A 22,016-nucleotide genomic window follows, 5' to 3' on the forward strand; every position below is an offset into this window, starting at 1 on the left:
TGTTATTGGTTGTGATTTGATTTAGATGGGTAAAACTTTTTAATTGCCCACCAGATGATATACAAGGCAATTAGGGCGAAGATCAGATAGCTGATGCGTTGTAGAATCGCCAGCATGAGTGCCTGATTTTCACTAAAATGATAGCCCAGATAGGCAAGGAAACTGGTCCAAATTAGTGTTCCAGCACTACTGTAGAGCATGAATTTACTAAAAGGCATTCGGCTGATCCCTGCGGGAATACTAATCAAGGAACGAACTGCAGGAATCATTCGTCCAAAGAAAACAATGCGATGCCCATGTTTGTTAAACCATGTCAGTGCTTTGTCCAGATCAGCAACCTGAATGCGTAAATATTTGCCATAACGTTCGATAAACTGAAACAGTCGTTGTTGTGGTACTTTTCGACCGATCCAATAGAACAACATCGCAGCTAAAATTGAACCAGCACTTCCTGCAATAATGACGCCGATCAGGGTGAGTTCACCTTTTGAAGCGGTATAGCCAGCCGATGGCATAATGATTTCTGAGGGAATAGGCGGGAAGATATTATCTAGGAACATTAAAAATGCGATACCTAAATACCCAAGTTTTTCCATGATCGATAAGACCCACTCTTCAAGTCCCATAATGTCCTTATATAGCTCATTTGATTATTATTTTTAGCATAGAGAGGTGCAGGGTAATGCTCAAGGGGTGAATCGTTACATGATTTTTATCAACACAATAAAAAAGCCATAGTTAAACTATGGCTTTTAATTTACTTATTCAGCTTACAGACGTTTGCGTTTTGCAGCAGCAATCTGTGATTGGCGCATACGGAAGCCTGCTTTTTGCTTGTCCGTGGTTTTATCAATACAGTAAACACAAGATACGCCATGTTCATAGCTTGGCAGTTCAGCTTCAACTTTGGTCAATGGCCAACCGCAAGCATGACACTTGATGTTTTCACCTTCTTCAACACCATGAGTAACAGCAGTACGGCCATCAAAAACGAAACATTCACCTTCCCACATACTTTCTTCAGCAGGTGTTTCTTCTAGATATTTAAGAATACCGCCTTTCAGGTGATAAACCTCATTGAAACCTTCTTGAAGCAAGAGGGAGGTAGATTTTTCACAACGAATACCACCGGTACAGAACATCGCAATTTTTTTGTCTTTGTGCTGTTCAAGATTCTGTTTTACGTATTCAGGGAATTCACGGAAGGATTCTGTTTTAGGATCAATTGCACCTTTGAATGTACCCGCTTTGTATTCATAGTCATTGCGTGTGTCGATTAAGATCACATCATCACGACTAATCAGCTCATTCCATTCTTTAGGATCAAGATAGTGGCCAACTAAATCACGTGGCTTGACTTCTACACCTAAAGTTACAATTTCATTTTTAAGTTTAATTTTCATTTTACGGAATGGCTTTTCAGAGCTTTCAGACTCTTTATATTCCATTTCGTTAAAACCTTCGTTGAGAAGGAATTGATGAACTGCATCAATCGCGGCACGGTCACCAGCAACAGTTCCGTTAATTCCTTCAGACGCTACAATCAGAGTTCCACATAAATTGATGCTATTCACTAAGTCCAAAAGACGTTGTTGCAGATCTGCTGCATCTGAAACTTCTTTAAATTGATATAGTGCCGCAACAACCCAATTATTGGTCGCTTGCTGTTCTACAGGTGCAAGCTGTTCTACAGTAGCGTTCATGGATAACTCCAAATGTATTAAGATAGAAAAATGAGGCGCACATTTTAGCGCGAAATCTGAAAATAAGCGAGAAAACCATAAAATAAATATGGTTTTAGAGGAGTTGGTTTTGAGTAATGATCGTCGAATCCCATCATTGACCCCATGTGCAGGGCGTTGTTCAACGGTATTTGGTGATCTGGTTTGCCGTGGCTGTCGCCGTTTTAATCATGAAGTGATTCAGTGGAATACCTATACTGCAGAGCAGCGTTTGATGGTGTGGAAGCGTTTAGATGCGCAACTGGATCAAATTTTGGTGCCCTTGTTGCCTCATGCAAATTTACCGCATATTGAAGGCTTTATTCAGAACAAGCGTACACGCGTATTAGAAAGTGCCAGTAAAGGACGTAAGCTTTATCATGCTTTGAAGATTTGTGAAAAAAACAAACACTTGGCACATGATAGTGGGCTGGGAATTAGCGATGCTCAGGTTAAACCGATCTGGGATGAGTTTGAACGTCGTGTACTGGCTCTGGCGAAGGCCAGCTATGAATTGGCTTGGTTGCGTGCGGATGGCATCAGCAATACCTTATTGCGTGCATTAGAGCTAGAAGAAGATGAGATTTAAGCAATCAGATGTTGTAGGTAATCTTGTCGATTATGAAGGGTGTTGATCAACATCCAGCTGATCTTGTTAATTCTGAGATCCGTTGATCTCCCGGTTATGAAACAGGTTGGATAGTTTTAAAGCGCTAGGGTTGCGAGCAAAATATTGTGCCATGATCTGTTGATCTTGTTCACGAATCAGGCTTATTTTAAAACCATGTGTGGTCGTTCCTGAAGAGCGTCCTTTAGATCGGTAGATCTTTTCAGTGATGGTGTACATATTTTTTCCATCACTAAAGCGCCGATCCTCCAGAACCTGCAACTGCATTGGTTGAGGAAATCGATAGAGCACTTTTAATCGTTGATAAAATTCATCATAGATATAAATGTTTTGCTGATCTGTAAAAATATAACTGAAATTTCCTGTATAGGGCTCACTGCTTTGGCTACCAATGAGTTGCAGGTGTGATAAATCAACAGGTGTTGTTCCCCAAAACTTGTGCTCAGCAATATGTGGTAATGGATGTTCATTTAAATAAAAAGATCGACCGTCTGTTGCTAGATTTAAGTTCTGACTAAAACGGTTACTTCTACTAAAAATTTGCGTCTGTTGCGCATTTAACTTGCCCAGCTTTTTGTCTTGATAATAAACATAGCGGTGATCGTGGATATATTGACTACTATTTGGAAATGCTTGGCTCTGTTGTGGATCTAAATCTGTTAATGCTTTTGTTTTGTAATAGACCTGTTGATCATCTTTGGCGTAAAAATAGCTAAGTGTATTGAATCTTGGATGTAATATTGTCGAGAAATGAGCGGCATTCGCGTTGGTTAAACCTATATCGCGAAAGTAAACCTGTTGATGATCTTTGGTGAAATCATTACCTAAATAGCGTGTTTGCGCAGGATTTAATTGAGACAAGATGTGGTCTTGCCAGTAAACCTGTTGCGGTGTTTTACCGACATTGCTATACAGCTCATCTGCACGATTAGGGGGATTACTCAGAGCTAAACCTGTAAATTGATTAGCCTTTACTTGGGGAACTAAAAAAGTACCTTGACCTTGTTTAAAAATATAGACCTGATTTTGATAGCTTTCAAAATTTGTGCCAGAGATTGACTGGGTTTGTTGATGGGGCAGATCAATGCTGCCATCGTTAAATTCATGCCAGAGTAGGTAGGCAATAAATAGGCTAAAGCTGACTAAAATACCAAGCGTTAATCCGATAGCAGACCATCTCTGTTTTCGTTGAAAAGTGTCTAGCGCTTGCTGATCTGCAATGAGGCGAATGATATCAATATGGGTTTTCTTGTGGGTACTTGTATTGCTGATCCGTTGCAATTGTTGCTGTTTTGCCAGCGCTTCCAGTTTTTTCCAGAACGGTAAAAACTCACAATGTTGCTGGGTTAATGTGGCAGGCCACATCCATGAATTAAAATAAAAATACTGCTGATAAGGTTGGGTTTTACTGAGTAGATTGAGACTGTGGATTTGCGCCTGCTGTTGTCGAAGTTGTATCTGGATCAAATCTTGCCAACAGAAAAAAGTAGATTGCTTGGAATCTTCCAGAGCGATGCCTTGCTGATATAACTTAAAGGTGATGGGATGGCTAAAGTATTTCTGATAAAGCTGGTTATACAGGTAAAGCGTTGCTATCAATAAAGCAAACATCAAAGCAATGCTGAGCAGTTGGGCAAAGAAAGGCAGGAATTGATAAAGATAGTACAGGCTTAAATCATAACTAAAGTAAACCAGTAGCAGCCAAGTCAGTATGATCATCAATAGAAATAATGCGAAAGACGCCATTTTTATTTGAAAGACGGGCAGTGTGACTTGCATCAAAACAGTGGTTTTTTTGATCATTGGCTCGATAAAATGAGTTCTGCAAAATGAAAGTTGTTTAAGTTTTATTTCAAGAGCATAACCGATAAAACAAAAAAAGGATGCAGAAGCATCCTTTTTATTAACGTTAATCGAGATTAACGTTTGATGTCACGCTGAGTCGAGCCTGTGTAAAGCTGACGTGGACGACCGATCTTGTAAGGACCGCTGTGCATTTCTAACCAGTGGCTGATCCAACCAACTGTACGTGCAAGCGCGAAGATCACCGTAAACATACCTGTTGGGATACCAATCGCTTTTAAGATGATACCTGAGTAGAAGTCTACGTTCGGGTAAAGCTTACGCTCAACGAAGTACGGGTCGTTCAGTGCAATACGCTCAAGTTCCATTGCAAGTTGCAATTGTGGATCGTTGATGCCTAATGCAGCAAGAACTTCGTCACATGTTTCTTTCATGACTTTCGCACGTGGATCGAAGTTTTTATAAACACGGTGACCGAAGCCCATGAGTTTAACTTCTTTACGTTTTACTTTTTCCATGAATTCAGCAACGTTTTCTACGCTACCAATTTCATCTAGCATTTTAAGTACAGCTTCGTTTGCACCGCCGTGAGCAGGTCCCCAAAGTGCAGAGATACCTGCAGAGATACATGCATATGGATTCGCGCCAGTAGAACCAGCAAGACGAACGGTAGACGTAGACGCATTTTGTTCGTGGTCAGCATGAAGCGTGAAGATACGATCCATTGCACGAGCAAGAACTGGGTTTACTTTATAATCACGGTCAGCAGGCGTAGCAAACATCATGTGTAAGAAGTTTTCCGCATAACCAAGGTCATTACGTGGGTAAATGAATGGTTGACCTACAGTGTACTTGTAGCTCCACGCTGCAAGTGTAGGGATTTTCGCGATTAAACGAATTGCAGTAATTTCACGGTGGTTAACATCTTCGATGTCCAAGCCATTGTGATAGAACGCAGATAATGCACCAACAACACCAACCATGATTGCCATAGGGTGAGCGTCACGACGGAAACCATTGAAGAAGCGGCTTACTTGATCGTGAACCATCGTATGGTTACGTACTTTCGCATCAAATTCTGCTTTCTGTTCAGCATTTGGAAGCTCGCCATTAAGTAGTAAGTAGCAAGTTTCTAAGTAGTCTGCTTGAGTCGCTAATTGATCAATTGGATAGCCACGGTGTAATAACACACCTTTGTCACCATCAATGAATGTGATCTTAGATTCGCAAGCCGCTGTCGCCATAAAACCAGGATCGAAAGTAAAGTGACCTGATGCCAATACATCTTTAACGTCAATTACATCTGGGCCTAATGTGCCGCTGTAAATTGGTAATTCAATTTCTTTGCCATCAAGCTGTAATACGGCTTTTTTGCCAGTTGCTGCAGACATTCAATAGATCTCCTGTCCTGGTGAATGATTATCTGACTCGAAATACTAATCTTGTCATGTGCGAATCAGACGGTGTCAAAATTTGCTATAAGATTAGTGGTTACTAAAATTTTGTCAATTATACTTAGGGATAAAAAATGACGTTGCTACAGTCAATTAGTCATTCAGTATCGAAGAAAAAACTGAGTAAAATCACAGCACCGGTCGAGTATAATATGTCAAATCAAGTTTCAGGTGCATAAAAAAAATGAAGCATCAGTCCAATTGTAAGTAAATTTTTATTTGGGTCAGATGTTGCTGCTTATAAAATAAATACTTATCCCGTCTGCAAGCCCTATAACGGCCATACTTTGCCGTGAACTGTTCATTCAAAAAGCAATCAAAAGCGCTCTAGGTAAATTCATTATTGGTGCATTTTGGTGCGATTAATTGCCTAAAAAATGACTCATTGAATTTGGTAAAAGGAATCTTAAAAATAGATTATTAATTAATTATATTTAATATATAAATGAGCAGTATTATTTGGGGCTATATATAAAGGTTGAAAAATTGCGCTGCTTTGACGCTGAAAAGGGCATTTTTTGTGAAATATGAAGAAAAGAATTTATAAAATTAAAAAGTATCTATAAAAAATAGTATTTTATTTTTATCATTACAAAACAATCAGATAGTTGTTTTTGCTTAAACTTGATGCATTAATCGCCGCTATTATGCGTGTGAATGATTCTTATTTAAAGTTTTTTTCGACTAAAGCGAAAGTTGATTGTTTGTATTTTGATATTTCACGTTTTATAATTCGGTGTCGTTTATAGGTTAGGCATGTGCTGTGCTTGCCTAACAATGCCAGCTTTCCTTTGAATTAATTCAAACAAACTCCGGATGGAGTTTCTACCTACAGGATGCCCGCTGTGAAAAGCAACAGACCTGTCAATTTGTCCATGGGTCAGGTGTTAGCGGTAAATTTACGCTCACCCGTGGCTATTGCATCAATTCTACACCGTCTATCAGGTGTAATCGTATTCTTATTAGTCGCAGTTCTTTTATGGATTTTGGATAAATCTTTATCTTCACCAGAAGGATTTGACTACGTTAAAAATGTCGTTTTCGGAAATATCATTGTACGTTTCATCGTATGGGTATTTGTAGCTGGCTTGATTTTCCACTTTATTGCAGGTGTGAAGCATTTACTTGCTGACCTCGGTTTTGCTGAAGAACTTCAAAGCGGTCGTATCGCTGCTACAGTTTCATTGATCTTGTCTGCGGTTGGTATTGTCGCAGCATTCGTATGGATTATGTTCTGATGAAAAGTGCTACAGGTTTAACAGGTTCAGGTTCTCGCGACTGGTATATCCAACGTGTCAGTGCTGTAGTGTTAGCTGCATACACTGTAGTGTTGTTTGGCTGGATCCTTTGCAATAGCGGATTTGGTTATGAACAGTGGGCTGGCTTTATGCTGACTTTGCCAATGAAGATTTTCTCTTTATTAGCAGTGTTATCGCTGGTTGCACACGCTTGGATTGGTATGTGGCAAGTCTTTACTGATTATGTGACGACTCGTCAAATGGGCCCTTCAGCTTCAGGTTTACGCCTTGTACTCACTTCTGCTGTCATTATTTCAGTGTTCGTGTACGCAATCTGGGGTATCCAGATTTTCTGGGCAAATTGATAGGAAGAGATCATGGGCGCAATTAACCCTAAAGAAGATTATTCAAATATTCAAAACCTCACTTTCGACGCAGTTATCGTTGGTGGTGGTGGTTCTGGTATGCGTGCTGCTTACCAACTTGCTCAAGCGGGTTTAAAAGTTGCTGTATTGACCAAAGTATTCCCAACACGTTCGCATACAGTTGCCGCTCAAGGTGGTATTGGTGCGTCGTTAGGTAATATGCAAGAAGATAATTGGCATTATCACTTCTATGACACGGTGAAAGGTTCTGACTGGTTAGGCGATCAGGACGCAATCGAGTTCATGACACGTGAAGCGCCAAAAGTTGTGTATGAGCTTGAACACTTGGGTATGCCGTTTGACCGTAATGAAGATGGTACGATCTATCAGCGTCCATTTGGTGGTCACTCTGCAAACTATGGTGAAAAAGCAGTTCCACGTGCGTGTGCTGCTGCTGACCGTACAGGTCATGCGTTATTGCATACCTTGTATCAAAGCAACGTGAAAATGGGTACTCAGTTCTACGTTGAATGGATTGCATTAGATTTAATCCGTAACGAAGAAGGTGATGTACTTGGTGTAACGGCGATTGACCAAGAAACAGGTAACATTGCTGTATTCCAAGCCAAAGCAACCTTATTCGCTACAGGTGGTGCGGGTCGTGTTTATCGCGCATCAACCAATGCTTATATCAATACTGGTGACGGTCTTGGTATGGCTGCTCGTGCAGGTATTCCATTGCAAGATATGGAATTCTGGCAATTCCACCCAACGGGTGTTGCTGGCGCAGGCGTATTGTTGACTGAAGGTTGTCGTGGCGAAGGTGGTATCCTTCGTAACAAAGACGGCGAACCATTCATGGAACGTTATGCACCAACTTTAAAAGACTTGGCGCCACGTGACTTCGTATCACGTTCTATGGACCAAGAAATTAAAGAAGGTCGTGGTTGTGGCCCTAAAGCGGATTATATCTTATTGGATATGACTCACTTAGGCGCTGAAACGATTATGAAACGTCTTCCGTCTGTATTTGAGATTGGTAAGAAGTTTGCAAACGTTGACTGTACTAAAGAGCCAATTCCAGTGGTACCAACAATCCATTATCAAATGGGTGGTATTCCGACCAATATTCATGGCCAAGTGGTTGTACCACATGGTGTAGAAGAAGGTGAATTCTCTGCAAGCTACAACAAAGACACTAAAGAGTATCATTATGTCGGTACTCGTGATTACGTAAAACCTGTGAAAGGGTTCTATGCAATTGGTGAATGTTCTTGCGTATCAGTACATGGTGCAAACCGTTTAGGTACCAATTCATTGCTCGACCTTGTGGTATTCGGTAAAGCAGCGGGCGAGCACATCATTGACTATGTAACTAAACATCATGGCGATGATTATGCACCGCTTCCAACTGATGTCTTGGTGAACACTTTAGCGCGTATCCGTAAGCTTGATGATTCAACAACGGGTGAAAATGCACAAGAAGTTGCTGATGCAATCCGTGACATCGTACAAGATCACGCCGGTGTATTCCGTACTCAAGCATTGCTTGATAAGGGCGTAAAAGAAATTCTTGCGATTGAGCCGCGTGTTCGTAACATTCATTTGAAAGACAAATCTAAAGTATTTAACACTGCGCGTGTTGAAGCATTAGAAGTTGAAAACTTGTATGAAGTTGCGAAGGCGACTCTGATTTCTGCTGCTGCACGTAAAGAATGTCGTGGTGCGCATACAGTTGTTGACTATGAGTTAGCACCTGATCACCCAACTTATTCTTACGGTCGCCGTGATGATGAGTGGATGAAGCATACTTTATGGTATTCATCAGATAACCGTCTTGAATATAAGCCGGTACGTTTCAGCCCATTAACGGTTGAAGCAATTGAACCTAAACCACGTACATTCTAATCGGGAGAACAAAGATGAGTAGAGGCACTCGTACATTCGAAATCTACCGCTATGATCCTGATAAGGATAAAGCGCCGTACATGCAAACTTTCAAACTTGAGTTAACTGATAAGCACCGTATGTTGCTTGATGCGTTACTTGCGTTGAAAGTGCAAGATGAGTCATTAACATTCCGTCGCTCTTGCCGTGAAGGTATTTGTGGTTCGGATGGTGTGAACATCAATGGTAAAAATGGTTTAGCGTGCTTGTGGAACTTGAACGACTTGCCAGAGAAGATTGTGATCCGTCCTTTACCTGGTTTACCAGTGGTAAAAGACTTGGTTGTAGACATGAATCAGTTCTATGATCAATATGACAAGATCCAACCATTCTTGATTAATAATCAGCCTGCACCGGCAAAAGAGCGTTTACAGTCTCAAGCAGAACGTGAACACTTAGATGGTCTATATGAATGTATTCTTTGTGCATGTTGTTCAACGTCATGCCCATCATTCTGGTGGAACCCTGATAAGTTCCTTGGGCCGTCTGCATTGTTAAATGCATACCGCTTCATCATTGACTCTCGTGATACGGCAACACAAGAACGTTTGGCTCGTTTAGACGATCCATTCTCTTTGTTCCGCTGTAAAGGGATCATGAACTGTGTATCAGTATGTCCTAAAGGTTTGAACCCGACAAAGGCTATTGGTCACATTCGTAATATGCTGTTGGATCAAGCGGGTTAATCTGCTTTTTCTAGCGTAAAAAAGAGAAGCTCCGAAAGGGGCTTCTTTTTTTATGGTTGCTGTAATTCCTGACTGCTTAAAAAATATCTATTTGCAAAAGTTGGGCTTGAATTTTAGAAATGAGGCCTTAAATATTTATAGATTTTGCTGTTAAACCAAATCATGGGAATCGATATGACAAATATATTGATTTATTTTTCATCAAACTGAATAAGGTTTGTGCAAGATTTGTAGAGAATGTTTATTTTTGATCAATTGGAGTGCAACTTTTATCAAAAGGGCGGTATATTAGAATATAATTTGATGTGTGTATTTCGCTGCTTTATAGATGGTATGTGTCAAAAAAATCAATCCCTGCTTGAGAACATGATAGGATTTCTGCCACAAATGAAATCAAAAAATAAACAGATTCTGGATGTTATCGATCGATAATGCCTTAGAGATTTGTACAGATTTCATGGAAAAAGTCAATTTAGAAAAGTTAAAAATCCAGTTAATTTTTCTAAAATGATTTGCAAAAAATTGCTCGATTTCATCGAGTATGAAAAATGAGTTATGTGCCTTGAATTGAAGGTGCGTAGCTCATTTGTTACATCAAAGGGAATACTCCTGATGTGTAGTAATAATGTCTCAAGGTTGGATGATCTTGAGTAGTAGTGTCGTGTTTACCAATTTGACACTATGAATCATGGGTGTGCTTAAAAGGCAGCCTGTATTATTTTTTGCAATAGGAAATGGGTCCAAAAATGCAAGAAGTTGCTGACGCATCGCGTCTTGACACTGAACTTTCCGCTGATAGTGCAGCGTATATTGAAGAGCTATACGAGCAGTACCTAACTTCTCCAACCTCAGTGTCAGAGGATTGGCGTGAATATTTCGATAAATACCCTAAAGGTGATCAACCACACGGCAGTGTGCGCGAGCAATTCCTCCTTTTGGGACGTAATGCAAGCCGAGTTCAACCTGTCGTACAAAGCACTGTAAGTACAGAACATGAGCGTCGTCAAATTGGTGTATTACAACTCATCGCTGCTTACCGTAACCGTGGTCATCAAAAAGCTAAACTCGATCCATTAGGTCTTGCGAAACGCGAAGACGTTCCTGACCTCGATTTATCTGCACACGGTTTAACTAAGTCTGATCTCGATACTGTATTTAATACAGGCAACCTCGCAATTGGTAAAGCAGAAGCAACATTGTCTGAAATGGTTGATGCCATGGAAGCAACTTACTGCGGTTCAATTGGTGCAGAATACATGCATATCGTTGATACCAAAGAAAAGCGTTGGATTCAACAGCGTTTGGAAGGTGTTCGCGGTAAATTCAATTATACCAATGATCAGAAAAAAGGTTTCTTGGAGCGTTTAACTGCTGCTGAAGGCCTAGAGAAGTATCTTGGTAACAAATTCGTTGGTGCAAAACGTTTCGGTGTAGAAGGCGGTGAGTCTTTTATTCCAATGATGAACGAAATCATTCAACGTGCAGGTAGTGTCGGTTGTAAAGAAGTTGTGATTGGTATGCCACACCGTGGCCGTCTCAACCTTCTTGTCAACATCATGGGGAAAAACCCAGCTGATCTGTTTGGTGAGTTCGAAGGCAAGAGCCTACATAAAAAAGGTTCTGGTGACGTTAAGTATCATCAAGGCTTCTCTTCAAACGTCATGACTCCAGGTGGCGAAGTTCACTTAGCATTGGCGTTTAACCCATCCCACTTAGAAATCGTTGGTCCTGTGGTTGAAGGTTCAGTACGTGCACGTCAAGTTCGTCGTAAAGACATTGGCGGTGATGATGTACTTCCTGTGATTGTACATGGTGATGCTGCATTTGCAGGTCAAGGTGTAAACCAAGAAACCTTCCAAATGTCACAAACACGTGGTTACACAGTGGGCGGTACCGTTCATATCGTGATTAATAACCAAGTGGGCTTCACGACTTCTGATCCACGCGATACACGTTCTACCGAATACTGTACTGATGTTGCAAAAATGATTCAGTCGCCAATTTTCCATGTGAATGGTGATGATCCTGAAGCTGTTATTTTCGCGACTCAAATTGCCCATGACTTCCGTCATGAGTTCCGTAAAGATGTGATCTTAGACTTGTTCTGCTACCGTCGTCGTGGTCATAACGAGGCAGATGAACCATCTGCAACTCAACCATTGATGTACCAAGTGATCAACAAGAAAGCGACTACGCGTACCTTGTATGCAGATCAATTGGTTCAAGAGAAAGTACTTGATCGTTCAAGTGCTGATGCCATGGTTGAAGGCTACCGTTCTGATTTAGAAGCAGGAAACCACGTTGCCAATGCTTTAGTTCGTGAACCAAATAAAAAGATGTTCGTCGATTGGACACCTTATTTGGGCCATGAATACACCGATCTTTGGGATACAACGTTCAGCATTGATCGTTTGAAAGAACTTGGTTTGAAAATGAATACATTGCCAGAAGGTTTTGTATTACAGCGTCAAGTTCAAAAAGTCATTGATGATCGCGTGAAAATGCAAACAGGTGAAATGCCACTCAACTGGGGTGCTGCAGAAACTTTAGCGTATGCGACTTTACTTGATGATGGTTTCTTGGTTCGTATTACGGGTGAAGACGTGGGTCGTGGTACATTCTCGCACCGTCACGCCAAATTACATAACCAAGTTGATGGTTCTGTTTATATCCCACTTTGCCATATCAAAGAAAATCAGCCACGTACTGCGGTTTATGACTCTTTACTGTCAGAAGAAGCAGTACTTGCATTTGAATACGGTTATTCAACGACATTGCCAAAAAGCTTGATCGTTTGGGAAGCTCAATTTGGTGACTTTGCTAACTGTGCACAAGTTGTAATTGACCAGTTTATCGCTTCGGGTGAAACCAAGTGGGAGCGTGTTTGTGGTCTAACCATGTTGTTACCACACGGTTATGAAGGTCAAGGCCCAGAGCATTCATCTGCACGTTTAGAGCGTTTCTTACAGCTATGTGCTGAAGACAACATGCAAGTGATGACACCTACGACACCAGCACAGATTTTCCATGCATTACGTCGTCAGGCAGTTCGTCCGATTCGTAAGCCAATGATCGTGATGTCGCCAAAATCGTTATTGCGTCATAAACTTGCGACTTCAACTTTAGATGAATTAGCAAACGGTTCATTCCAAACTGTGATCGATGAAATTGATCAAATCAACAAAGCTGACGTAACTCGCTTAGTGCTTTGTGGCGGTAAGGTTTATTACGATTTACTCGAAAAACGTCGTGAGCTTGGTTTAAACCATATCGCGATTGTTCGTATTGAGCAGTTATATCCATACCCAGAACAACGCTTAGCTGAAGTAATGGCAGCTTATCCAAACATTCAAGAACTTGTTTGGACACAAGAAGAGCCGAAGAACCAAGGCGCTTGGTTGTTCATCGTTCCTCGTTTGTATGAAGATGTTCTTAAATCTGGTAAACAAATCCGTATTAGCTATGCTGGTCGTGAAGCATCTGCCGCACCTGCTTGTGGCTCGCCATACTTGCATGCAAAACAACAAGCTCAGCTTATCAATGACGCACTTGCGATTGAAGTTGAACAATCAGGAGATTCTAAATAATGGCAACCGAAATTAAAGCACCGGTATTTCCAGAGTCAGTTGCTGACGGTACGATCGCAACTTGGCACAAGAAAGTAGGTGAACCTGTATCACGTGATGAAGTGATCTGTGACATTGAAACCGATAAAGTTGTTTTAGAAGTGGTTGCTCCAGCTGATGGTAGCTTAGTTGCAATCATCAAAGGTGAAGGCGATACAGTTCTTTCTGACGAAGTGATTGCTCAATTCGAAGCTGGTGCTGTTGCTGCAGCTGCTCCTGAAGCTGCTGCTCCAGCCGCGGCGGCTCCTGCTGCATCTGCGCCTGCGGCTGCATCAACTCAAGCTGTTGATTCAAACCAAGCGCCTGCGGTTCGTAAAGCATTATCTGAAACTGGTATCAATGCTGCTGACGTACAAGGTACAGGCCGTGGTGGTCGCATCACTAAAGAAGATGTTGCTAGCCATCAAGCTAAACCTGCTGCATCAGTTCAACCATTAAGCGTTGCTGTAGGCGAGCGTATCGAGAAACGTGTTCCAATGACACGTTTACGTAAACGTGTTGCTGAGCGTTTATTGGCTGCGACACAACAAACTGCAATGTTAACAACGTTTAACGAAGTTAATATGAAGCCAATCATGGAAATGCGTAAGCAATATAAAGACGCTTTCGAAAAACGTCATGGTGCGCGTTTAGGCTTTATGTCTTTCTTTGTTAAAGCAGCGACTGAAGCATTAAAACGCTACCCAGCTGTAAACGCATCTATTGATGGCGATGATATCGTTTATCACGGTTTCTATGACATCGGTGTAGCAGTTTCTTCTGACCGTGGTCTGGTTGTTCCTGTTCTTCGTGATACTGACCGTATGAACTATGCGGAAGTTGAAAACGGTATCCGTGACTATGCTTTCAAAGCACGTGACGGTAAGTTAGGTATCGAAGACATGACTGGCGGTACGTTCACAATCACGAACGGCGGTACTTTCGGTTCATTGCTTTCAACCCCTATTTTAAACCAGCCACAAACTGCAATCTTGGGTATGCATAAAATCCAAGAACGTCCTATGGCGGTAAATGGTCAAGTTGAAATCTTGCCAATGATGTACTTAGCGCTTTCGTATGACCACCGTTTAATCGATGGTAAAGAAGCAGTAGGTTTCTTGGTAACAATCAAAGAATTGTTAGAAGAGCCAGCTAAACTCATTCTTGATCTTTAACATATTTAAATCCCCCTAAATAGTCCTTTGATAAAGAGGGCTACCCCTCTTTGTAAAGAGGGGGTTAGGGGGAGATTTAAGGAATAGAAAAATGTCTCAACAGTTTGATCTTGTTGTCATTGGCGGTGGACCTGGTGGTTATGAAGCGGCGATTCGTGCAGCTCAACTTGGTTTCAAAGTCGCTTGTATCGAAAAACGTATTCACAATGGTAAGCCATCTTTAGGTGGTACCTGTTTAAACGTGGGTTGTATCCCTTCTAAAGCATTGCTTGACTCTTCTCACCGTTACGAAGCAACTGTTCACGAACTTGCTGAACACGGTATTACGACGGGTGAAGTTAAATTTGATTTAGACACTTTGTTGGCACGTAAAGACAAAGTTGTTGATCAATTGACGGGTGGTGTTGCTCAATTACTAAAAGGTAATGGTATCGAGTGGTTACAAGGTACGGGTAAATTACTTGCAGGTAAAAAAGTAGAATTCACACCTTTTGAAGGTGAAGTACAAGTTTTAGAACCAAAGTACGTGATTCTTGCGACGGGTTCTGTACCTGTCAATATTCCAGTTGCACCTGTTGATGAAGACTTAATTGTTGATTCGACTGGCGCATTGAAATTCCCAGAAGTTCCTAAGCGTCTTGGTGTGATCGGTGCGGGTGTTATCGGTCTAGAGCTTGGTTCTGTATGGCGTCGTCTTGGTTCAGAAGTTGTTGTGTTTGAAGCATTAGATGCTTTCTTACCAATGGCAGACAAAGCATTGGCGAAGGAATATCAAAAAATCTTGAAAAAACAAGGTTTAGATATTCGTATCGGTGCAAAAGTTTCTGGTGCTGAAACCAATGGTCGCGAAGTAATGGTTAAATATAACCAAGCTGGCGAAGACAAAGAACAAGTTTTTGACAAGTTAATCGTTTGTGTAGGCCGTAAAGCATATGCAGAGGGTTTATTGGCTGAAGATTCAGGCATTAAATTGACTGAGCGTGGTTTGGTTGATGTAAATGACCAATGTCAAACATCTGTAGAAGGTGTTTACGCGATTGGTGACTTGGTACGCGGTCCAATGCTTGCACATAAAGCAATGGAAGAGGGCGTAATGGCTGTTGAACGTATTCACGGTCACGCAGCTCAAGTGAACTATGACACGATCATTAGCGTTATTTACACACACCCAGAAGCAGCTTGGGTCGGTTTAACTGAAGAACAAGCCGCTGAAAAAGGTCATGAAGTTAAAGCAGGTCAATTCCCGTTTGCGGTGAATGGTCGTGCGTTGGCTGCTGGTGATACTGCTGGTTTTGTGAAATTCGTTGCTGATGCGAAAACAGATCGTCTTTTAGGTATGCACGTTGTGGGTCCTAATGCATCTGATATCGTACACCAAGGTATGATCGCGCTTGAATTTGTTTCTTCTGTTGAAGATTTACAATTGATGACTTTCGGTCACCCGACTTTCTCTGAAGTTGTACATGAAGCAGCGCTTTCTGTTGACGGTCGTGCAATCCACGCGATTCAACGTAAGCGTAAATAAATATAAAGTGTGGTTCGCCACACTTTTTTTGAATGATGATGATTGTCTTATTTAGACAATCATTGATTCAATATGTAGCAGTCTGATTTTAAGAGGATCAAGGCTGTATCACTACAAACAACATAGTAGGTAACTAAATGAACTTACATGAGTATCAAGCTAAAGCGTTATTGAAAGAATATGGCATGCCAGTACAAGAAGGTATCTTGGCAACAAATGCAGACGAAGCAGTTGCTGCATTTGAACAGCTTGGTGGTAAATTCGCTGTAATGAAAGCGCAAGTTCATGCTGGTGGTCGTGGTAAGGCTGGTGGCGTTAAAGTTGCAAAATCTAAAGAAGATGTTATCGAATTTGCAAACAATATCATTGGTACTCGTCTTGTAACGTATCAAACAGATGCAAACGGTCAACCAGTTAACAGCATTATCGTTGCTGAAGACGTTTATCCAGTTGAGCGCGAGCTTTACTTGGGCGCGGTTGTAGACCGTTCTAGCCGTCGTATTACTTTCATGGCTTCTACCGAAGGTGGTGTAGAAATCGAGAAAGTTGCAGAAGAAACGCCTGAAAAAATTATCAAAGTTGAAGTTGATCCATTAGTTGGCTTACAACCATTCCAAGCACGTGAAGTTGCGTTTGCTTTAGGTTTGAAAGACAAGCAAATCAGCCAATTTGTAAAAATTATGGCTGCTGCTTACCAAGCATTTGTTGAAAATGACTTTGCATTATTCGAAATTAACCCACTTTCAGTTCGTGAAAATGGCGATATTTTATGTGTAGATGCGAAAGTAGGTATCGACTCTAACGCGCTTTATCGTTTACCTAAAGTTGCTGCTTTACGTGATAAGTCTCAAGAGAATGAGCGTGAATTAAAAGCATCTGAATTTGACCTTAACTATGTTGCTTTAGAAGGTAACATCGGTTGTATGGTGAATGGTGCTGGTCTTGCAATGGCAACGATGGACATCATCAAACTTTATGGTGGTCAGCCTGCAAACTTCCTTGACGTTGGTGGTGGTGCAACGAAAGAGCGCGTAATCGAAGCGTTCAAAATCATCCTTGCTGATACGTCTGTTCAAGGTGTTTTAATCAACATCTTTGGTGGTATCGTACGTTGTGACATGATTGCTGAAGCAATTATTGCAGCGGTTCAAGAAGTAAATGTAACTGTACCAGTTGTTGTTCGTTTAGAAGGTAACAACGCTGAGTTAGGTGCTAAATTACTTGATGAATCAGGTTTGAAATTAATTTCTGCGAACGGTTTATCTGATGCCGCAGAAAAAGTTGTAGCTGCAGTTAAAGCGTAAGGAGTATCAATCATGAGCGTATTAATTAATAAAGACACTAAAGTATTGGTACAAGGTTTTACTGGTAAAAACGGTACTTTCCACTCTGCACAAGCTTTAGACTACGGTACAAAAGTTGTTGGTGGTGTTACTCCAGGTAAAGGTGGTACAACTCACCTTGACCTACCAGTATTCAACACAATGAAAGAAGCGGTACGTGAAACAAATGCAGATGCATCTGTTATCTATGTACCAGCTCCATTCGTTTTAGACTCAATCGTTGAAGCGGTTGATTCAGGTGTTGGCCTAATCGTTGTGATCACTGAAGGTGTTCCAACTATCGACATGCTTAAAGCGAAACGCTACTTAGAAACTAACGGTAACGGTACTCGTTTAGTTGGTCCTAACTGCCCAGGCGTGATCACTCCAGGTGAATGTAAGATCGGTATTATGCCTGGTCACATCCACCAACCAGGTCGTATTGGTATCATCTCACGTTCAGGTACATTGACTTATGAAGCTGTTGCTCAAACAACTAAGCTTGGTTTAGGTCAGTCTACTTGTATCGGTATCGGTGGTGACCCAATCCCAGGTATGAACCAGATTGAAGCACTTCAATTGTTCCAAGACGATCCAGATACTGATGCAATCATCATGATCGGTGAGATCGGTGGTACAGCGGAAGAAGAAGCTGCTGAATTCATCAAATCTAACGTGACTAAGCCTGTAGTCGGTTACATCGCTGGTGTAACTGCACCTAAAGGTAAGCGTATGGGTCATGCTGGTGCGATCATTTCTGGTGGTCAAGGTACTGCTGAAGAGAAATTCGCTGCATTTGAACGCGCGGGAATGGCTTACACGCGTAGCCCAGCTGAGCTTGGTTCTACTATGTTGCAAGTTTTAAAAGAGAAAGGTTTAGCGTAATACGTTAGATTTTAATCTTTAAAAAAACCCCAATGGAAACATTGGGGTTTTTTATTGGGTTATTATTCAGTTTTGTTTTAAGGATTGAGCTTTAACCCAACACCGCTGTTAATTCTTGAGTATATTGGGAAATACCGTCCAGATTAAAAAATTCAACTTTTAACGCTTTACTTTGGGGATCAATATTCACTTCACCAAAGAACTGGTACCCATCTAAAGGCGAGAGATTTGCTTTACCTGCGGGTGGAGTTTTTTCAAAGATCACTTGTCCACCAAAGGTTGCATCCATTTGATTAGGACCAAAAGTACCCGCATTTAAAGGACCTGCTACAAACTCCCAGAAGGGTGAAAAATCAGTAAATTGAGCCCGGGTATTATCATAATAATGTGCGGCACAATAATGAACATCGGCTGTTAGCCATATCATGTTTTTTACTGACTTAATACGACGAAGTAAGCCTGCAATTTCCAGTTCACGCCCGAGAGGTGCGCCATTGTTGCCATTGGCAATCGCTTCCCATGTTTTAGCAATACCGTCAGCGACGCCAAAATTATCTTGCACATTTAAACCAATCGGCATATCTGCAGCAATCACTTTCCATACGGCTTTTGAATTAGACAATTCATCCACCAGCCAGTTGACTTGAGTTTCACCAAGAAAAGCCGTGTCTGCATTTAGACTGGTCTGTAAATTGGTACTATTACCTCCACGATACGACCGCATATCGAGTACAAATACATCTAGTAATGGACCATGACTGATTTTACGGTAAATACGCTGATCACTGAATGCCTCAGTTGTCCATGGCATCGGAGAGTATTCTAAAAATGCTTGCTTGCCACGATAACTCAGCGTATTGATGTCTTTTTCAGCATAAGCATTATTTTTGCTTAGATCTTTGGTAGCAGACCAGTTATTGGTAACCTCATGGTCATCCCATTGCCAAATTTGCGGTACTTCTGCAGCGAATTTTCGTAAGTTCTCATCCATAAAATTATAACGATATCGACCACGGAATTCTTTTAGGCTTTCAGCGACTTTACTGACTTCTTCTGTGACAATATTTTTCCAGATGCGCAGCTCATCGGGCTTTAATGATTGTCCTGCTTGTAAAGTCACCGTATTTTGGATCGGACCATCTGCGTAAATGGTGTCACCACTATGAATAAAAAAGTCTGGTTGACGTAGCCGCATCGTTTCCCAGATTTTCATGCCTCCAATATCGGGGTTAATGCCCCATCCTTGTCCCACAACATCGCCACCCCAAACAAAGCGAATGGGGGAGGTACCTGTTGACATGGTGCGGAAGCTACCAGTATAGATTTCACTGGAGGCATTATTTTGTATCCCATCTTCAAAGCTAACTCGCAAAAAAATATGCTGATCATTTGGTAAACCTGTCAGGTTCACTCGCCCTGTATAGTCACTGGCTGCGGTTACCACTGGACCTGATATGACTTTGGGTTGTTTAAAGCGATCAGTAAAGTCATATTCTACACGTAGTTTCGAAGCTCGATCTGATTGTGCCCAAATGGTTGCATTGCCATTGCGGACATCACCAATTTGAATACCAGACGGGAGTTTGGGTCTGGCATGCTCTGGAAGAATAATTGCTGGGGCTTTGTTGTCATTTAGGCCGCAGGCAGCCAAGGTTGAAAAAGATGCAACACCGACAGCCAATTTTCCACTATTAATTAAGAAACGACGACGGCTTTGAATAAACTGCGACATATTGGCATCTCATTTATTTACTGAGGTGGGGATTTTGCAGTATGAGAAGCCTAAGTGAATGAATGATGACATCAACATCATTTGAATTTTTGCAGAAGCGAGAAGTGCTGATTCACTTTATAAAAATAAAAAATCGGCTGCAAGACAACCGATTTTTGAAATGACTTACGGCTCTCTAGCCATAAGATTGTTGGTCTACTCTTTAGGTTTTAACCCTTGAGTCAAACCATTGATATCGCCACCTTGTAAGCCAAGCTCGTTCATTAAACTGTCAATGAGTGGTGCTTGTGAACGATAGCGTAGAGCACTATTCACAACCTGATCTGATAATGAAGCCGTTGTACCATGTTCTGCATTTTCACCTGAAACAGCCGTACCACCTGCAAAGCTACTTAAACCATTCACTTGTAAAATTTTGATGTCATCAATATTTTCCATTGGTTTGACGCTTTCACGAATGATCTCTGGTAAGTGCTTTAATAGTGCCAAGCGCACTTGCATTTCTACCTGTTCAGCAGAAAGCGTATTGGCTGCTTCATTCACCGCACGCGCACCTTCCGCATCAACCTGATATTGTTTTTCCAACGCTTGAGCAAGTAGGATTTTTGCATCTGCCTCACCTTTCGCTTTTAAGCGAATCTTTTCAGCATCTGCTTCTGCTGCAATACGTACCGCTTCTGCTTCATCGGCAGCGGCTTTCTTACCTGCATCAGCAGCTACGGTAATCGCAATCGCTTCTTTCTCTGCCGTTTGTTTAGCAGCAACCAGCTCGACTGCTTTTTGACGCTCAGCACGTTGTGTTTCACGTACCGTCACAACTTCTTCCTCTGCTTTTACCGCTTCAGCGCGGGCCTTATCTGCATGTGCTTTAGCTTCAGATTCGGCACGAGATTTTTCAGCAATGGCAATGGCACGATCTTGCTCAGCCAGTTCGATGGTTTTCTTTTGTTCAACTTGTGCTTTTTGAATCAATTGTGCTTTTTGAATATTCTCATTTTCTACATCACGCGCAGAAGCAATTCGTTTTAGTTCCACTTCACGTTCAGCAGCAATTTGAGCTTCTTCAGCTTCACGTTTTTTACCTGCTTCTTGAGAGGCGATTTCTGCGGTTTGTTCAGCTTTACGAATCGAGATTTCACGCTCTTGTTGCAACTTTGCATATTCTTCTTCACGTGAAATTTCTAAACGAGCACGTTCTGCTTGTAAATTCTTTGCACGAATCGCAAGGTCAGCATCTTGTTCAATATCATTACGTTTCTTACGACGGTCTTCAATGGTTTCGGTCAGCTTGGTTAAGCCTTCCGCATCGAACGCATTTTGCGGATTGAAGAATTTAAAGCTAGTTTGGTCGAGACCCGTTAAAGATACGGTTTCAAGTTCTAGACCATTTTTGGATAAATCTTCAGATACCACTTGTTGAACTTTTTGCACAAAGTCGACACGCTTTTCATGTAGTTCTTCCATTGCCATTTCTGCGGCAACGGCACGAAGTGAATCGACAAATTTACCTTCGACCAGATCTTTAAGCTCTGGTGGGGACATGGTTTTACGTCCTAAGGTTTGGGCCGCGGTTGCAATTGACTCTGCAATCGGTTTAACACGAACATAAAATTCCGCCATGACATCAACGCGCATCCGGTCACGGGTAATCAGCGCCTGATCTGCTGCACGCTTTACCTCTAAACGTAAGGTATTCATATTCACTGGAATAATTTCGTGTAAGACAGGGAGAACAATTGCACCGCCATTTAGAATCACTTTTTCGCCACCAAAACCTGTGCGCACAAAAGAAACTTCTTTACTCGAACGGGTATAGAGACGGGCAATAATAATGCCAATAAAAATCAGTGCTGCAAAAATAACACCAGTAATAATTAAAATTTCAGTCAATGCTGAATTCAACATGTAAATACCCTCATGTATTAAATAT

General features: G+C 41.5%; 16 protein-coding genes. 10 read left to right on the forward strand and 6 right to left on the reverse strand.

The window, feature by feature from the left end; genetic code table 11:
- Positions 1-2: 2 nt before the first annotated feature.
- Entirely contained in the window at positions 3-626 is a 624-nt protein-coding gene (locus MN869_RS05135) for a DedA family protein (protein ID WP_005205886.1), read from the reverse strand.
- 144 nt (positions 627-770) lie between these two features.
- Positions 771-1,703 carry a rhodanese-related sulfurtransferase gene (locus tag MN869_RS05140; protein ID WP_241304770.1) on the reverse strand — a complete coding sequence of 311 codons (933 nt, stop codon included), beginning with the start codon at positions 1,701-1,703 and terminating at the stop codon, positions 771-773.
- A gap of 109 nt (positions 1,704-1,812) precedes the next feature.
- Between MN869_RS05140 and MN869_RS05145 the strand changes: the two genes are divergently transcribed.
- The gene (locus MN869_RS05145) at positions 1,813-2,310 is read left to right on the forward strand and encodes a DUF1289 domain-containing protein (RefSeq protein WP_026057483.1); all 498 of its coding nucleotides are present in this window, start codon (positions 1,813-1,815) and stop codon (positions 2,308-2,310) included.
- A 66-nt stretch (positions 2,311-2,376) separates the two neighbouring features.
- Here the strand turns inward: MN869_RS05145 and MN869_RS05150 are convergent, their stop codons facing one another.
- Positions 2,377-4,152, reverse strand: coding sequence for a DKNYY domain-containing protein (locus tag MN869_RS05150; protein WP_241304771.1), 1,776 nt, complete (start codon positions 4,150-4,152; stop codon positions 2,377-2,379).
- 116 nt (positions 4,153-4,268) lie between these two features.
- Positions 4,269-5,543 carry a citrate synthase gene (gene gltA, locus MN869_RS05155; RefSeq protein WP_004652200.1) on the reverse strand — a complete coding sequence of 425 codons (1,275 nt, stop codon included), beginning with the start codon at positions 5,541-5,543 and terminating at the stop codon, positions 4,269-4,271.
- 899 nt (positions 5,544-6,442) lie between these two features.
- On the opposite strand from gltA, the gene sdhC reads away from it, so the two are divergent.
- The 9 genes from sdhC to sucD all read left to right on the forward strand — a co-directional run bounded on the left by sdhC (position 6,443) and on the right by sucD (position 18,354).
- Entirely contained in the window at positions 6,443-6,844 is a 402-nt protein-coding gene (sdhC, locus tag MN869_RS05160; protein WP_017401997.1) for a succinate dehydrogenase, cytochrome b556 subunit, read from the forward strand.
- Positions 6,844-7,209, forward strand: coding sequence for a succinate dehydrogenase, hydrophobic membrane anchor protein (gene sdhD, locus MN869_RS05165; RefSeq protein WP_004652198.1), 366 nt, complete (start codon positions 6,844-6,846; stop codon positions 7,207-7,209). Before sdhC ends, sdhD begins: the two co-directional genes overlap by 1 nt.
- 12 nt (positions 7,210-7,221) lie before the next feature.
- On the forward strand, positions 7,222-9,117 hold the full coding sequence (locus MN869_RS05170; RefSeq protein ID WP_005322752.1) for an FAD-dependent oxidoreductase: 1,896 nt from the start codon (positions 7,222-7,224) through the stop codon (positions 9,115-9,117).
- 14 nt (positions 9,118-9,131) lie between these two features.
- Positions 9,132-9,842 carry a succinate dehydrogenase iron-sulfur subunit gene (locus MN869_RS05175; protein WP_004664446.1) on the forward strand — a complete coding sequence of 237 codons (711 nt, stop codon included), beginning with the start codon at positions 9,132-9,134 and terminating at the stop codon, positions 9,840-9,842.
- Between the two features lie 746 nt (positions 9,843-10,588).
- Entirely contained in the window at positions 10,589-13,429 is a 2,841-nt protein-coding gene (locus MN869_RS05185; RefSeq protein ID WP_216077137.1) for a 2-oxoglutarate dehydrogenase E1 component, read from the forward strand.
- Entirely contained in the window at positions 13,429-14,622 is a 1,194-nt protein-coding gene (odhB, locus tag MN869_RS05190; RefSeq protein WP_005205873.1) for a 2-oxoglutarate dehydrogenase complex dihydrolipoyllysine-residue succinyltransferase, read from the forward strand. The genes MN869_RS05185 and odhB overlap by 1 nt, the downstream gene beginning before the upstream one ends.
- Before the next feature lie 91 nt (positions 14,623-14,713).
- The gene (gene lpdA / locus MN869_RS05195; RefSeq protein WP_241304772.1) at positions 14,714-16,147 is read left to right on the forward strand and encodes a dihydrolipoyl dehydrogenase; all 1,434 of its coding nucleotides are present in this window, start codon (positions 14,714-14,716) and stop codon (positions 16,145-16,147) included.
- A 137-nt stretch (positions 16,148-16,284) separates the two neighbouring features.
- Positions 16,285-17,451 carry an ADP-forming succinate--CoA ligase subunit beta gene (gene sucC, locus MN869_RS05200; RefSeq protein WP_003655470.1) on the forward strand — a complete coding sequence of 389 codons (1,167 nt, stop codon included), beginning with the start codon at positions 16,285-16,287 and terminating at the stop codon, positions 17,449-17,451.
- A 12-nt stretch (positions 17,452-17,463) separates the two neighbouring features.
- Positions 17,464-18,354 (forward strand): succinate--CoA ligase subunit alpha, encoded by an 891-nt coding sequence (gene sucD, locus MN869_RS05205; RefSeq protein WP_003655479.1) that lies wholly within the window; start codon positions 17,464-17,466, stop codon positions 18,352-18,354.
- Positions 18,355-18,445: 91 nt separating this feature from the next.
- On the opposite strand, the gene MN869_RS05210 is transcribed toward sucD, so the two are convergent.
- Positions 18,446-20,086: an alkaline phosphatase D family protein gene (locus MN869_RS05210; RefSeq protein WP_241304773.1), complete on the reverse strand. Its 1,641-nt coding sequence runs from the start codon at positions 20,084-20,086 to the stop codon at positions 18,446-18,448.
- Positions 20,087-20,281: 195 nt separating this feature from the next.
- A complete protein-coding gene (locus MN869_RS05215) occupies positions 20,282-21,991 on the reverse strand; it encodes a flotillin domain-containing protein (RefSeq protein ID WP_241304774.1) in 1,710 nt (569 codons plus the stop codon).
- Positions 21,992-22,016 lie beyond the last annotated feature (25 nt).

Origin of the sequence: Acinetobacter sp. NIPH1876 (assembly GCF_022808535.1) — a bacterium.
Taxonomy (GTDB): Bacteria; Pseudomonadota; Gammaproteobacteria; order Pseudomonadales; family Moraxellaceae; genus Acinetobacter; species Acinetobacter higginsii.

What these genes read in the sequence shown, in the direction of transcription:
- lpdA (WP_241304772.1), top strand. Translation starts at nt 14,714, where the DNA reads ATGTCTCAACAGTTTGATCTTGTTGTCATTGGCGGTGGACCTGGTGGT.
- MN869_RS05175 (WP_004664446.1), top strand. Translation starts at nt 9,132, where the DNA reads ATGAGTAGAGGCACTCGTACATTCGAAATCTACCGCTATGATCCTGAT.
- sdhD (WP_004652198.1), top strand. Translation starts at nt 6,844, where the DNA reads ATGAAAAGTGCTACAGGTTTAACAGGTTCAGGTTCTCGCGACTGGTAT.
- sucC (WP_003655470.1), top strand. Translation starts at nt 16,285, where the DNA reads ATGAACTTACATGAGTATCAAGCTAAAGCGTTATTGAAAGAATATGGC.
- MN869_RS05170 (WP_005322752.1), top strand. Translation starts at nt 7,222, where the DNA reads ATGGGCGCAATTAACCCTAAAGAAGATTATTCAAATATTCAAAACCTC.
- gltA (WP_004652200.1), bottom strand. Translation starts at nt 5,543, where the DNA reads ATGTCTGCAGCAACTGGCAAAAAAGCCGTATTACAGCTTGATGGCAAA.
- MN869_RS05150 (WP_241304771.1), bottom strand. Translation starts at nt 4,152, where the DNA reads ATGATCAAAAAAACCACTGTTTTGATGCAAGTCACACTGCCCGTCTTT.
- MN869_RS05140 (WP_241304770.1), bottom strand. Translation starts at nt 1,703, where the DNA reads ATGAACGCTACTGTAGAACAGCTTGCACCTGTAGAACAGCAAGCGACC.
- MN869_RS05210 (WP_241304773.1), bottom strand. Translation starts at nt 20,086, where the DNA reads ATGTCGCAGTTTATTCAAAGCCGTCGTCGTTTCTTAATTAATAGTGGA.
- sucD (WP_003655479.1), top strand. Translation starts at nt 17,464, where the DNA reads ATGAGCGTATTAATTAATAAAGACACTAAAGTATTGGTACAAGGTTTT.
- MN869_RS05215 (WP_241304774.1), bottom strand. Translation starts at nt 21,991, where the DNA reads ATGTTGAATTCAGCATTGACTGAAATTTTAATTATTACTGGTGTTATT.
- MN869_RS05135 (WP_005205886.1), bottom strand. Translation starts at nt 626, where the DNA reads ATGGGACTTGAAGAGTGGGTCTTATCGATCATGGAAAAACTTGGGTAT.
- odhB (WP_005205873.1), top strand. Translation starts at nt 13,429, where the DNA reads ATGGCAACCGAAATTAAAGCACCGGTATTTCCAGAGTCAGTTGCTGAC.
- sdhC (WP_017401997.1), top strand. Translation starts at nt 6,443, where the DNA reads ATGCCCGCTGTGAAAAGCAACAGACCTGTCAATTTGTCCATGGGTCAG.
- MN869_RS05185 (WP_216077137.1), top strand. Translation starts at nt 10,589, where the DNA reads ATGCAAGAAGTTGCTGACGCATCGCGTCTTGACACTGAACTTTCCGCT.